We start from the raw sequence: 13,423 nt of genomic DNA, 5'->3' as shown, positions 1-13,423 counted from the left end.
GCGGTGAGCGAAGGACTTCCCCCACCCGAGGCTGATCACGGGGCGTCGGCCTGGCGCCCCAAGCACAACCCCTACCTTGTCGCCATGGTGGTGACGGTCGCCACCTTCATGGAGGTGCTGGACACCACCATCATCAACGTGGCCCTGCCGCACATCGCCGGCAGCCTGTCGGTGGGCACGGACGAAAGCACCTGGACGCTGACCTCCTACCTGGTGGCCAACGGCATCGTGCTGCCCGTGTCCGGCTGGCTGGGCCGCATGATGGGGCGCAAGAACTACTTCCTGCTGTCCATCATCATGTTCACGGTGTCGTCGCTGCTGTGCGGCCTGTCGACCTCGCTGCCGGAACTGATCATCTTCCGCCTGATGCAGGGCTTCTTCGGCGGCGGCCTGCAACCCAACCAGCAGTCCATCCTGCTGGACACGTTCGAGCCGGCCAAGCGCGCCACCGCCTTCGGCGTCACGGCGGTCGCCATCATCGCCGCCCCCATCATGGGGCCGACGCTGGGCGGCTGGATCACGGACAATTTCAGCTGGCGCTGGGTGTTCCTGATCAACGTGCCGGTGGGCGTCATCGCCACCTTCGCCATCTCGGCGGTGGTGGAGGATCCGCCCTGGGCCAAGGCCGGTGCCGGCAAGGGCAAGCGCAACATCGACGTGGTCGGCCTGTCGCTGATCGCCGCCGGCTTTGCCTGCCTGCAGATCGTGCTGGACCGGGGTGAGCAGGAGGACTGGTTCTCCAGCGGCTTCATCCAGGCCTTCGGCGTTGGTGCCGTGCTGGGCCTGGTGGGCGCCGTCGTCTGGCTGCTGGACCGGCCAGATCCCATCGTCAACCTGCGGGTCTGGAAGAACAAGGATTTCGCCATCGGCACCCTGTTCATCAGCATCATGGCCGCCACCCTGTATGGCAGCGCCGTGCTGATCCCGCAGCTGGCGCAGTCGCAGCTGGGCTACACCGCCACCTGGTCGGGCATGATCCTGTCGCCCGGCGGCTTCATGATCCTGTTCATGATTCCCATCATCACCCGCGTGCTGCTGAAGAAGTTCCAGGCCCGCTTCATCGTGGCCACCGGCTTCTTCCTGCTGGGCATCGCCATGTTCTACACGGGCACCATCACGCCCCAGGTCAGCTTCCTGAACCTGATGAGCATGCGCCTGGCCCAGACCTTCGGCACGGCGCTGCTGATGATCCCCATCAGCACGGTGGCCTTCGCCTCCGTCCCGCGGGAAATGAACGGTGACGCCGCCGCCCTGTACGCCATGTCGCGCAACCTGGGGGGCAGCATCGGCATCGCCCTGGTCACGGCCTATCTGACCCAGCGGTCGCAGGTGCACCAGGCCTATCTGGTCGAACACCTGTCGGACCTGAACATGGGCTATCAGATGACCAAGCAGGCCTGGATGAACGGCCTGGCGGGCCACGGGCTGACACCCTCGCAGATGGACTCCTCGGCGCTGGGCGGGATCTACCGCACCCTCATCCGCCAGGCGGCCATCCTGGGCTACGTCGATGTCTTCCGCATATCCGGCGTGGTCGCCTTCTGCGTCGTGCCCCTGGCCTTTTTCATGAAATCCACCAAGGCGGCGCCCAAGCCCGCCGCCGCGGAGTGACCCTGATGTCCGCTTCCACTCCCCTTTTCCCGCTTCCGCGCCGCGCCCGGCTGCTGGCCGCCACGGCGGCCCTGGCCTTGACCGCCGCCTGCACCCTGGGTCCTGACTACCAGCCGCCGGCGGCCGACGCGCCCGCGTCGTGGAGCGCCACGGCCACCCAGGCGACGGCCCAGGTGGCGGACAAGACCCAGGTCAATACCGACCCCACCATGCTGGCCCATTGGTGGACGGAGTTCCGCGACCCCACGCTGGACAAGCTGGTGGCCGATGTGGTCGCCGGAAACCTGGACCTGAAGGTGGCGGAACAGCGCATCCTGTCCGCCCGGGCCCAGCGCCAGCAGGCGGCGGCGGCCCAGTATCCCAGCGTGAAGGGGGAGAGCGCGGCCATGCGCAACCGCCTGCCCCCCGGGGCGACCGGTTCGCTGGGCGGCACCAGCAACATCTTCCTGGCGGGCTTTGACGCCTCATGGGAACTGGACCTCTTCGGCGGCACCCGCCGCAGCATCGAGGCGGCCGACGCCAACATCGAGGCCGGCATTGAGAACCGGCGCTCGCTGGTCATGTCCATGCTGGCGGAATTGGGCACCGACTACGCCGCCCTGCGGTCCGTCCAGGCACGCATCGTCATCGCCAACGAGAACGTGCGCCTGTCGCAGGAAACCCGCGACCTGACGGCCGCGAAGTACAAGGTGGGCCTGGCGACCGAACTGCAGCTGGCGGAGGCTGACGGCCAGCTGGAACAGCAGAAGGCGGTACTGCCGTCGCTGGCGACCCAGGCCGCCCAGCGGGCCCATGCCATCGCCACCCTGACCGGCCGCACCCCCGCCGACGTGGACAGCCTGCTGACCACCGCCGGGCCGGAGGTGCCCCTGCCGCCCACCCTGCCGGCCAACCTGCCCTCTGAGGTGGTGCGGGCCCGTCCCGACATCCGGGCCGCCGAGCGCACCATGGCCGCCACCAACGCCCAGATCGGCGTGAAGGAGGCCGCGCGCTTCCCCAAGCTGTCGCTGGGCCTGATCGGCGGCTTCCTCAACCCCGACATCGGCAAGCTGCTGCAGGGCGACAGCTTCGGCTGGAGCGTGGGGCCCACCCTCAGTGGCCCCATCTATGACGGTGGCCGCCTGAAGGCCGGGGTGAAGGATGCCGAGGCCCAGGCCGAAGAGGCGCGCCTCACCTACCGCAAGACGGTGCTGACCGCCTTCCAGGAGGTGGAGGACGCGCTGGTCGCCTATGCCAACGAGCGTCAGCGGAACGAGACGCTGCACCGCGCCCTGGACGCCGCCCAGCGGGCCCAGGATCGTGCCCGGTCGCAGTACCGCGCCGGCCTGGCCGACTTTCTGACCGTGCTGGACGCCGACCGCACGCTGGCCACGTCGAAGGACGCCGTCGCACAGAGCGACTACGCCCTGGTGCAGCAGACCATCGCCCTCTACAAGGCGCTGGGCGGTGGCTGGCAGGCGGGGGAGACCACCGCGGTCGCCGGCGCCGCCGGCACGCCGCCAGCGTGACCCGGGGGCGGCGATGGGCCAGGGTGGGACAGCGGTGATGGAAGGTGACACCTCCGACGGAAGCGCCAGTGGGCGCCCCGGTGGGCGCCAACGCAAGGCGGGCGACACCCGCCGGGCGGAAATCATCGCCGCCGCCCTGGAACTGCTGCATGAGGTGGGGCCCGGCGGCACCACGACCACGGCCATCGCCCGCCGCATCGGCATGGCCCAGGGCTCGCTGTTCCGTCATTTCCCTACCAAGCGCGCCATGTGGGAGGCGCTGCTGGACAGCCTGTCCCAGCGCATCGCCCCGCCCGTCCAAGAGGCGCTGAACGGCGCCGGCAGTCCCATGGCCCGGCTGCGCCGGGTCATGCACACTTGGCTTGGCCTGGCGGAAAGCATCCCGGCGCTGTCGTCGCTGATGTTCTCGCGCGAGGTGCTGGCCGACAGCCCCGACATGCGTAGCCTGCTGGCGGAGCGTCTGCAGCGGCCCCACCGCATCTACTGCGCCCTGATCCGCGAAGGCATCGCCGCGGGCGAGGTCTCGCCCGACACCGATGTGGAACGCGTCGGCTGGATCCTTTCCGGTATGAAGCACAGCCTGGTCATGCGCTGGACCCTGCTGGACCGCACCCTGGACATGCACGCCGATCTGGACGTGATGCTGGATACGATCATCGCCGGCATGAGCAAGAGGTAGATTGTTCCCCAGGTGCCGTCGGCGCCCGCGTTCCGGCCTGTCCGTGTCATTTTTCCCGACAGGTTGGCGGCTTTTGTTCCGTACCATCGGGCGGTCACGGGGGTGGGCGTTCCACTTCGCCCGCTGGCGGCTGGGCCAATTGGGCGCAGGCCCAGTTCGTCCGTGACAGGGGGCTTCCGGTGTGAAAAGAAGGGCGCCGGGTCCATCCCCATTTCGCGTTTCCATCTGGCCTCCCTTCCTGGATCACGTCCCGCGATGCTGCGCCACCGGTCGTCCCGTTCCCTGCTTTCGTCCGTCGCCAAGCGGCCCCTGCTGGCCCTCCTCATGGCGGGTGCGCTGACGGGCTGCACCGTGGGGCCGGACTATGAACGGCCGGAAACGCCGCAGCCGGCGGCCTATCGTGAAACGGTGACGGGCGACGCCGCCAAGGACGCGACCCTGCGCACGGAAATTGCCGCCGACTGGTGGCGGCAATTCAAGTCGCCGGAACTGGACGGTCTGATCGCCCGCGTGGCGTCGAATAACTTCGACGTGCGCGCCGCGGTGGCCCGCATCCGCCAGGCCGAGGGGACGGTGGACGAACAACGCTCCACCCTGTTCCCCACGGTGACGGCGAATGCGGGGCGCACCCGCAGCCAGACGGGCGGCGGCACCACCACCGTCAGCAACGGCAACTACATCACCCGCAACAACATCAGCAGCAACTATTCGGCCAAGCTGTCGGCCAGTTACGAGCTGGATTTCTGGGGCAAGAACCGGTCCGCCTTCGAATCGGCCAAGGCCAGCCTGAATTTCAGCCGCTACGACAAGCAGACGGTGCTGATGACGGCCATCGCCACGGTGGCCACCGACTACTTCCAGGCGCTGGCGTACAAGGACCGCCTGGCCCTGGCCCGCCAGTCGCTGCGCGATGCCGAGGATGTGCTGCGCGGCATCCAGGCCCGCGCCCGTGCCGGCACCGCCACCGATGTCGACGTGGCCAACCAGGTGAACGTGGTGGAGGGCGAGCGCGCCGCCATCCCGCAATATGAGCAAAACCTGGCGCAGCAGATCGACGCGCTGGCCGTGCTGGTCGGCGTCCTGCCGGAACAGCTGAAGATCGAGGGCACCACCCTCAGCGGCTTGGCGGAGCCCGAGGTGGCGCCCAACCTGCCGTCCACCCTGCTGACCCGCCGGCCGGACGTGGCCTCGGCCGAGGCGCAGCTGATCGCCGCCAACGCCACCCTGCGCAGCGTCATCGCCCAGCAATACCCCAGCCTCAGCCTGACCGGCAGCTACGGCTACCAGAATGAATCGCTGGGCGACCTGTTCAACCCGGCCAGCAAGCTGTGGTCGCTGGGCACTTCGCTCAGCCAGACGGTGTTCGACGCCGGCAACCTGCAGGCCCAGTCCGACGTGCAGCGCGCCCGGGTGGAGGAGCTGGCGGCGGATTACCAGAAGGCGGTCGTCACCGCCTTCTCCGATGTCGAGGATGCGCTGGCCGGCGTGCGCTACACCCGCGACATCCGTGGCGCCCAGGAAAAGGCCACGGCCTCGGCCGACGTGGCCCTGCGCGGCACCACCGGGCAGTTCCAGCGCGGCACCGCCGACATGGTCAGCGTGCTGACGGCCCAGCGCACCCTGTTCAGCGCCCAGGACAGCCTGGTGCAGAGCCGCCTGAACTACCTGACCTCCATCGTCACGCTGTACCGCGTGCTGGGCGGCGGCTGGTCGGTGGAACAGACCGAGGCCCAGGCAGATACAGCGCCCGCCAAGGCCGGCGGCTGACGGCCGTCCTCAAAGCCAGGGGCGCCTTCGTCATTTCCGGCAAAATGCCGACCTTGGGGCTAGCCGCGCGGGACGCGTGCTGGCACACCTGATCGCATCCCCGCGCCGTTCCCGGTTGAAAGGCCTGCCTGTTCCCCATGTCCGCGCCCGCCTTGGACCGTCCTTCCGTGGAACCCTCCCCGGCCGCCAAGCCTGAACGCCTGCTGTCGCTGGACGTCTTCCGGGGGCTGACCGTGGCCCTGATGCTGCTGGTCAATGATCCCGGCACCTGGTCCGACATCTATTGGCCGCTGCGCCACGCCAAATGGCACGGCTGGACGCCCACCGACCTGGTCTTCCCCTTCTTCCTGTTCATGGTGGGCATCACCACCCACCTGTCGCTGACCCAGCGGCGGGCGCGGGGGGATGACGATGGCGCCCTGGCCCGTCAGATCCTGCGGCGCGCCCTTATCCTGTTCGGCCTTGGCCTGTTCATCGCCTGGTTCCCGGGCTACGCGCTGGCCGGTCACGGCACGCTGGCCGATCGCGCGGCGGCGCAGGTTCTGTCCTGGCGCATCCCCGGTGTACTGCAGCGCATCGCCCTGTGCTACGCCGCCGCTGGCCTGCTGTCGCTGCGGGTGGGGCCGAAGGGGCAGGGGGCGCTGATCATGCTGCTGCTGCTGGGATATTGGGTGGTCATGACCTGTGTGCCTGTGCCCGGCACCGGCGCCACCGGCCTTGCGGCACTGGCCCATCCCGGCGCCACCGTGGCGGCGGCGGTCGACCGCGCCCTGTTCGACTGGGGCGCCTGGGGCAACCACCTGTGGGCCGCCGCCAAGACCTGGGACCCCGAGGGCGCCCTGTCGACCCTACCCGCCGTCGCCACGGCGCTGCTGGGTGTCCAGGCCGGCCGCTGGCTGGCCCGGCCCCTACCGTTGCCGGCCCGCATCCGGGGCCTGATCGTGGCCGGGGTCGTCGGCGTCCTGCTGGGCGAGGTCTGGGACCTGGTCTTTCCCATCAACAAGAGCCTGTGGACCAGCTCCTTCGTGGCCCTGACCGCCGGCATGGCCTGCCTGTGCCTGGGCGCCCTGCTGTGGGTGGTCGAGGTGCGCGGCTGGCGCCGCTGGACCCGGCCGGCCCTGGTCTTCGGCGTCAACCCCATCCTGGCCTATGTCGGGTCGGAACTGATGGCCATTATCATCGGCGGCGTCATCACCCTGCCCTGGGACCACCGCATCGCCCCTCTGCAGGACGTGATCTACGAGGCGGTGTTCTATCCCCTGCTGCCGGAAAAGGCGGCTTCGCTGGCCTTCGCCCTCCTGTTCGTCGCCCTGTGGTGGGCCATCCTGGAGGCATTGTACCGCCGCCGGATCTTCCTGAAGGTGTGAGGTTCCCTGACGGGTCTTATCAAGCAGCCTTATCCTCGAAGCACAGGCTGAACAACGCGCCGCCGCCGTGGCGGTCGCGGGCGGCCAGGCGGCCGCCGTGCTGGCGCATGATCTCCATGGCGATGGCCAGGCCCAGGCCGGATCCGGTGATGCCGGCACCGGCGGCGCCACGCACGAAGGGTTCCGCCAGGGTCAGGGGGTCTTCGCCCTGCAATCCCGGGCCCCGGTCGGCGACGGACAGGATGGGGCCGGGGCCCACGCGCACCTCCACCATTCCGCCGGCCGGGCCATAGGCGACGGCGTTTTCCACCAGGTTGCGCAGGGCCTCGGCCACGGCGCCGGTGTTGCACACCAGGGGGAAGTCCTCCACCACCTCCAGCTCGATGGATTTGCCCAGGGATCGGATGAAGGGCGCCAGGGTCACCAGCTCTCCGGCCGTCAGTTCACCCGCCATGACCCGGTCAGTTCGGGGCAGGGGGGTGCCGGACAGGCGCGACAGCGACAGCAGCTGCGCCACCAGGCGCGACAGGCGGCGCACGTCGGCGCGCACGGCCGCCATATCGGCCTCCCCGCTTTCCAGGCGGGCCTGCACCACGGCCAGGGGGGTGCGCAGCTGGTGGGCGGCGTCGGCGATGAAGCGGCGGTGGTGCCGGAAGCTGCCCTCCAGCCGGGCCAGCGCCGTGTTGAAGGCGTCGACCAGGGGCAGGACCTCGCTGGGCAGGTTCTTGCCGTCCAGCCGGTGGTCCAGCCGGTCCAGGCCGATGGCCGCCGCCTCCTCCGACACCTCCTGGATGGGGGTCAGGCTGCTGCGGATGGTCCAGACGCCGATGGCGGCGGCGATCAGGGCCACGGGGATGCCGAACAGCAGGATGTCGCGGACGAACTCATCCAGCAGGCCGTTGATGATCTTCTGGTCGGCGGTAGGCGACTGCGCCACGGCCAGCGTCAGGGTGCGGTCGCCCAGCTTGATGGGCGTGCCCAGGCCATAGCGCTCCGGCTCGCCCGGCGGGCGGAAGAAATACTCCGTGTCCGGCTGGTTCAGCGCCTCGCGCAGGGTGTTGGCGGCGCGGGGCAGGGACTGGGTCAACAGCCGGCCGTGCTGGTCCCACACGGCATAGATGACGCCGTCTTCCTCCAGGGCGTAGCGGTTGGCCAGATCCGGCGGCAGACGGTCCAGCGACAGGCCGCCGTGGTTGAACACGGCCATCAGCTCATTGGCCTGGCCGCGCAGCACCTTGCGCTGCACGACGCCGCCCGCTTCCTCCAGCCGCACCACCAGGGGCAGGATGCCAACGGCGACCGACGCCAGGAACAGCAGGCCCAGGCGCCAGGCCAGGCGGCCCTGAAGCGACCGGTGCCGCCAGATCTGCGCCAGGGTGGCCAGCATCAGGAAGGAATCCGGGGAAAGAGGGGGCTCACGACGCGCTCATCATATAGCCCAGGCCGCGCATGGTGATAATGCCGGCCGTGGCCTCCGCCGTCGCCAGCTTGCGGCGCAGGCGGGACACCAGCGCCTCCACCGCGTTGTCGGTGGCTTCGTTGCCGAAGCCGTACAGGGCGCTGTCGATGTGCGCCTTGGTCACCACCTGGTCCACCTTGCGCAACAGCACCTCCAGCAGGGCCAGCTCGCGCGCCGTCAGGGCCAGCGGGGCGCCAGCCACGGCCACGCCGCGGGCGGCGCTGTCGAAGGACAGGTTGCCGCATTCCAGCACCACGCCGATGACGCCACCCGGCCGGCGCAGCAGGGCCCGCAGTCGGGCCGCCAGCTCCCCCATGTCGAAGGGCTTGACCAGGTAATCGTCGGCGCCGGCGTCCAGCCCCTCGATGCGGTCATCCAGGGTGGATCGGGCCGTCAGCATCAGGATGGGCACCTTCCGGCGGCAGCCGCGCAGGCGGCGTACCAGGCTGACGCCGTCGCCGTCGGGCAGGCGGCGATCCAGGACCAGGGCATCGTAATCGGCGGTGGAGATATGGTCGTCGGCTTCGGCCAGGCTGCCGCAGGCGTCGACGGTGAAGCCGATTCGCGACAGGTGATCGGCGGTTAGTGTCCGCAGATCCCGTTCATCCTCAACCAAAAGAAGCCGCATCGGCCAGGTTCCCACAAGTCGCCCACTGCGGGCGGCAGACGTATCTATACGCGCGAACAAGCGCGGCCTGTCGGCGTCCTGGCCGATTTTCACGGGGCGGGGCCGGGTTGAGAGGCGACAGACCGCGTCAGCAAGGCGTCAGCTTGACTGTGCCATCGTTGCCACGCGCTGATCAACCGAGGGTGCTGACCACCATGACCGTCCTCACCGCCGCCCTGTTGCCGGACCCGTCTTCCGGACCTTGGGACGTTCCGCCCGCCGGTCCAGCGGCCGGCGCCCCCGTCATCGATTATCGCGCCCCGGTGGCGCCGGTGGACGATGGCTTCGGACGGCATCGCCCCGGCGGGCTGCCGGGGTTGCTGCTGGCGCTCGGCGCCGCCCTGCCGGCCAGCCGCTGGGGCCAGGTGGCCGGCGGTGTGCTGGGGCCGGTGGTGCGGGTCATGGTGCCCTGGCTCTACGGCTCCGTCATTGATGTGGCGGCCGATGGCCTGCGCCGCCGCCTGCACGTCCGCGACCATGCCGACGACCGCCGGTACCTGGCGCTGCCCCGCCAGGCGGCGGCCCAGGCTCGGGTCCATGTCGCGGCGGCCCTGCCGGCGGACGGCGTCTTCGTCGATATCGGGGCCGGCACCGGCCTGCACACCCTGGCCGCCGCGCACCACCTGGGCCCCCGGGGCCGCGTGCTGGCGGTGGAGCCGAACGCCGCCACCCGCGATCGGCTGGCCGTCAACCTCTCCCTCAACCCCATCGCCGCCACCGTGACCCTGGCGGAAGAGGCGGCCGGGCCCATTTGCGACGGCCTGGTCCTGGCGACCGGCGCCCGCAAGGCCGCCGCGACGCCCGCCTGGGACGCGCCACCGCCGGCCCTGGTGCGCACCCGCCCGCTGCTGGATTTGGCGCGGGCTGCCGGCCTGCACCGTGTCGACGTGCTGCGCCTGGGCTACAAGGCCGGCGCCGACCTGGCGCTGATCCCCTTCCTGCAGGCGGCACCCCAGGCCCTGCGGCCCCGGCTGATCGTCATCGACCGGCGCGGCGCCAAGGGCTGGGGCGTGGATCTGCCGGCCACCCTGGCCTTGTTCGGCTACCGCGCCTGCGGCGTCACGCCGGACGCGCTGCTGTTCCAGGGCGATGCCGCAGTCGACTCCGGCGCCCTGTGGGAACCGGCCGACTGGTCGCTGGTCGCCTCCTGATCCCGCCCGTCTGATCCGCGCGAAAATGGAAAGGGCCCACCGGGGTGATCCGGCGGGCCCTTTCCATTGGTCCTGTAGGACGGCCTCAGCTTCGCTTCACCCCCGCCATGGCGGCGTGCAGGCGGGACAGCTTCACCTTCCGGGGCCGCAGGGCCAGGTAGATGACCGGCGTGGTGTAGAGGGTGATGAACTGCGAGACCAGCAGGCCACCCACCAGGGCGATGCCCAGGGGTTGGCGCAGTTCGGCCCCCGTGCCGCCGCCGACGGCCAGCGGCACGGCGCCCAGCAGGGCGGTCAGCGTCGTCATGGTGATGGGGCGGAAGCGTTCACGGCACGCCTCCGTGATGGCGTCCACCGGGGACATGCCCTGGATGCGCTCCGCCGCCAGGGCGAAGTCCACCAGCATGATGGCGTTCTTCTTCACGATACCCATCAGCAGGATGATGCCGATGAAGGAGATCATCGACAGCTCGAACCCCGTGGCCATCAGCGCCAGGATGGCGCCGATGCCGGCCGACGGCAGGGTGGACAGGATGGTGATGGGCTGGGCCCAGCTTTCGTACAGCATGCCCAGCACGATGTAGATGGTCACCAGCGCCGCCAAGATCAGCAGGGGCTGGCCCTGGTTCTGCTGCTGGAAGATGCGGGCGATGCCGCCCACCTCCACCCGCATCGAGGCCGGCATGGCCAGTTCCGTCACCGCCTGCTGCGCCCGGGCCAGCGCGTCCACCTGGGCGACGCCCTCGGCCAGGTTGAAGCTGAGGGTGGAGGAGGGGTACTGCCCCTCATGGTTCACCGACAGGGGCGATTCCTGCACCTGCACCTTGGCGAAGGTGGACAGCGGCACCATGCCCGCCACCGATTTCACATAGATGCGCACCAGGTCGTCCGGGCCCTTCTGCTCATTGGGCGTCGCCTCCAGCACCACATGGTACTGGTTGCGGGCACCGTAGAGGGTGCTGACCTGCTTCTGGCTGAAGGCGTTGCCCAGGGCCGCGTCCACGTCCGACGGCGTCAGGTTCATGCGCGAGGCCAGGTTGCGGTCGATGACCACCTTGGCGTCCAGGCCGGCCTTGTCCTGGTCGGAACTGACGTCCTGGAAATAGTCCGGCAGCTCCTTCAGCTTGGCCACCAGCTTGGGCCCCCATTCATAGAGGTCGTCCAGGTTGTCGCTCAGCAGCGAAACCTGGAACTGCGAGTCGCTGCTGCGCCCGCCGAAGCGCAGGTCCTGCTCCGCCTGCAGGAAGACCTGCAGCGCCTCCATCTTGGCAAACTTGGGCCGCAGGCGGGCGATGACCTGGTCGGCGCTGGCGTCGCGCTGGTTCCTGGGCTTCAGCGAGATGGTCATGCTGCCGGTGTTGGCGCTGCTGCTGCCGGGGCCGCCGCCGCCGCCGCCGGTGGTGCCGCCGATGGCCGCCACCGCCGGATCGTCGGCGATGATCTTCACCACCTCCTGCATGCGGCGTTGCATGGTCTGGAACGAGGTGTCGGCCGAGGCGCGCACGCTGCCGCGCAGCAGGCCCGTGTCCTGCTGGGGGAAGCCGCCCTTGGGCACGACACCGTACAGGTAGATGGTGCCGAAAATGGTGCCGATGGCCACGAACAGCATGAGGATGCGGTGCCGCATCACCCAGCCCAGGCCCTTCATGTACAGGTTGGTGGCGCCATCCAGCGGCCGGCCCACCCAGCGGTCGGCCCAGTTGGCCTTGCGCTCACGGGCATGGTCGACGAAGCGGGCGCACATCATGGGCGTCAGGGTCACCGACACGATGCCCGACACCAGGATGGCCGCCGTCAGCGTCATGGCGAATTCGTGGAACAGCCGGCCCGCCAGCCCACCCATGAAGATGATGGGCATGAACACGGCCACCAGCGACAGGGTCATGGATACGATGGTGAAGCCGATCTCGCGCGCGCCGTCCAGGGCCGCCTGCAAGGGGGGCTTGCCCATCTCACGGTGGCGGACGGCGTTCTCGATCATGACGATGGCGTCGTCGACCACGAAGCCCACGCTGATGGTCAGGGCCATCAGCGACAGGTTGTCCATGCTGTAGTCCAACATCCACATGACGGCGAAGGTGCCGGCCAGCGACAGGGGCACGGCGGTGGCGGCGGCCAGCGTGGGCGCCAGGCGGCGCAGGAACAGGCCCACCACCAGGATGACCAGGCCGATGGAGATCAGCATGGTGATCTGCACGTCGTCCACGCTGGCACGGATGGTGCCGGTCTGGTCGTTGACCACGTTGATGTCGATGCCGGGCGGCAGCCACTTCTGGATCTGGCCCAGGTTGGCCTTGATCAGGTCCACCGTCTTGATGACGTTGGCGCCCGGCTGCTTCAGGACCGAGACCAGCACGGCCGGCTGCGTGCCGAACCAGCCCGCCTGGCGGATGTTTTCCGAGCTGTTCAGCACCGTGGCCACGTCGCCCAGGCGAAAGACGGTGCCGCTGGCGGTGCGCACCACCAGGTCGCGATAGTCCTGCGCCTTCAGCATGGTGTCGTTGGTGGTCACCGTCATCAGCGTGTCTTCGCCGTCCATGGTGCCGACGGGCTGGCTGACGTTGGCGTTGGTGATGGCGGTGCTGATGTCGGCCAGGCTGATCTTGCGCGCGGCCAGGGCGTTCACGTCCACCTGCACGCGGATGGCGGACTTCTCGCCACCGGCGGCGGAGGCCTGGGCCACGCCCTCGATCTGCGACAGGCGCTGGGCCAGGATGCCGTCGGCGGCGTCGAAGATGGCCTGGTTGGTCAGGGTCTTGGACGTCAGGGCCAGCGTCATGATGGGCCGGCCGTTGGGGTTGGCCTTGCGGAACGTGGGCTGGCTGGTCAGGCCCGAGGGCAGGTCGGTGGCGGCGGCGCTGATGGCCGCCTGCACGTCGCGCGCCGCGTCCGTCACCGGCCGGCTGACGTCGAACTGCAGGATGATGGTGCTGACGCCCAGCGACGTGGTCGAGGTCATCTCGTTCACGCCGGCGATCTCACCCAGGTGACGCTCCAGCGGGGCGGTCACCGTCGCGGCCATGGTCACGGGGTCGGCCCCCGATTCCCTGGCCTGGATGAAGATGATGGGCAGGTCGGTGTTGGGCAGGGACGCCACCGGCAGGAAGGCGTACGCCACCGCCCCCACCAGCGCCAGGCCGATGGCCAGCAGGGCCGTGCCGATGGGCCGGCGGATGAAGGGTTCGGAGATGCTCATGGGATGGCCGCTCCGCGC

General features: G+C 69.6%; 9 protein-coding genes. 6 read left to right on the top strand and 3 right to left on the bottom strand.

Going from position 1 to position 13,423, the window contains the following annotated elements; all coding sequences use genetic code 11:
* The first annotated feature begins 3 nt into the window (after nucleotides 1-3).
* The 5 genes from FBZ88_RS16020 to FBZ88_RS16000 all read left to right on the top strand — a co-directional run bounded on the left by FBZ88_RS16020 (nucleotide 4) and on the right by FBZ88_RS16000 (nucleotide 6,932).
* A complete protein-coding gene (locus FBZ88_RS16020) occupies nucleotides 4-1,611 on the top strand; it encodes a DHA2 family efflux MFS transporter permease subunit (RefSeq protein ID WP_211102685.1) in 1,608 nt (535 codons plus the stop codon).
* 5 nt (nucleotides 1,612-1,616) lie between these two features.
* Entirely contained in the window at nucleotides 1,617-3,119 is a 1,503-nt protein-coding gene (locus tag FBZ88_RS16015) for an efflux transporter outer membrane subunit (protein WP_145618225.1), read from the top strand.
* 37 nt (nucleotides 3,120-3,156) lie between these two features.
* Entirely contained in the window at nucleotides 3,157-3,798 is a 642-nt protein-coding gene (locus tag FBZ88_RS16010) for a TetR/AcrR family transcriptional regulator (RefSeq protein WP_186464432.1), read from the top strand.
* 255 nt (nucleotides 3,799-4,053) lie between these two features.
* Entirely contained in the window at nucleotides 4,054-5,565 is a 1,512-nt protein-coding gene (locus FBZ88_RS16005) for an efflux transporter outer membrane subunit (protein WP_145618223.1), read from the top strand.
* 167 nt (nucleotides 5,566-5,732) lie between these two features.
* Nucleotides 5,733-6,932: an acyltransferase family protein gene (locus FBZ88_RS16000; protein WP_186464431.1), complete on the top strand. Its 1,200-nt coding sequence runs from the start codon at nucleotides 5,733-5,735 to the stop codon at nucleotides 6,930-6,932.
* A gap of 19 nt (nucleotides 6,933-6,951) precedes the next feature.
* Here FBZ88_RS16000 and FBZ88_RS15995 read toward each other — a convergent pair whose 3' ends face one another.
* Both FBZ88_RS15995 and FBZ88_RS15990 read right to left on the bottom strand, forming a co-directional pair.
* Nucleotides 6,952-8,319: a sensor histidine kinase gene (locus FBZ88_RS15995; RefSeq protein ID WP_145618221.1), complete on the bottom strand. Its 1,368-nt coding sequence runs from the start codon at nucleotides 8,317-8,319 to the stop codon at nucleotides 6,952-6,954.
* 28 nt (nucleotides 8,320-8,347) lie between these two features.
* The gene (locus FBZ88_RS15990) at nucleotides 8,348-9,019 is read right to left on the bottom strand and encodes a response regulator transcription factor (RefSeq protein WP_145618220.1); all 672 of its coding nucleotides are present in this window, start codon (nucleotides 9,017-9,019) and stop codon (nucleotides 8,348-8,350) included.
* A 194-nt stretch (nucleotides 9,020-9,213) separates the two neighbouring features.
* On the opposite strand from FBZ88_RS15990, the gene FBZ88_RS15985 reads away from it, so the two are divergent.
* Nucleotides 9,214-10,209, top strand: coding sequence for an FkbM family methyltransferase (locus tag FBZ88_RS15985; protein ID WP_145618219.1), 996 nt, complete (start codon nucleotides 9,214-9,216; stop codon nucleotides 10,207-10,209).
* Between the two features lie 85 nt (nucleotides 10,210-10,294).
* Here the strand turns inward: FBZ88_RS15985 and FBZ88_RS15980 are convergent, their stop codons facing one another.
* Nucleotides 10,295-13,405, bottom strand: coding sequence for an efflux RND transporter permease subunit (locus FBZ88_RS15980; RefSeq protein WP_145618218.1), 3,111 nt, complete (start codon nucleotides 13,403-13,405; stop codon nucleotides 10,295-10,297).
* Nucleotides 13,406-13,423 lie beyond the last annotated feature (18 nt).

The organism is Nitrospirillum bahiense, from assembly GCF_007828025.1.
Lineage (GTDB): Bacteria > Pseudomonadota > Alphaproteobacteria > Azospirillales > Azospirillaceae > Nitrospirillum > Nitrospirillum amazonense.
The sequence above is the reverse complement of the archived record's forward strand: the minus strand, read 5'-3'. Positions and strand labels throughout refer to the sequence as shown.

Coding starts and splice junctions, on each gene's coding strand:
- FBZ88_RS15980 (WP_145618218.1), bottom strand. CDS start 13,405: ATGAGCATCTCCGAACCCTTCATCCGCCGGCCCATCGGCACGGCCCTG.
- FBZ88_RS15990 (WP_145618220.1), bottom strand. CDS start 9,019: ATGCGGCTTCTTTTGGTTGAGGATGAACGGGATCTGCGGACACTAACC.
- FBZ88_RS16005 (WP_145618223.1), top strand. CDS start 4,054: ATGCTGCGCCACCGGTCGTCCCGTTCCCTGCTTTCGTCCGTCGCCAAG.
- FBZ88_RS15985 (WP_145618219.1), top strand. CDS start 9,214: ATGACCGTCCTCACCGCCGCCCTGTTGCCGGACCCGTCTTCCGGACCT.
- FBZ88_RS16015 (WP_145618225.1), top strand. CDS start 1,617: ATGTCCGCTTCCACTCCCCTTTTCCCGCTTCCGCGCCGCGCCCGGCTG.
- FBZ88_RS15995 (WP_145618221.1), bottom strand. CDS start 8,319: ATGCTGGCCACCCTGGCGCAGATCTGGCGGCACCGGTCGCTTCAGGGC.
- FBZ88_RS16010 (WP_186464432.1), top strand. CDS start 3,157: ATGGAAGGTGACACCTCCGACGGAAGCGCCAGTGGGCGCCCCGGTGGG.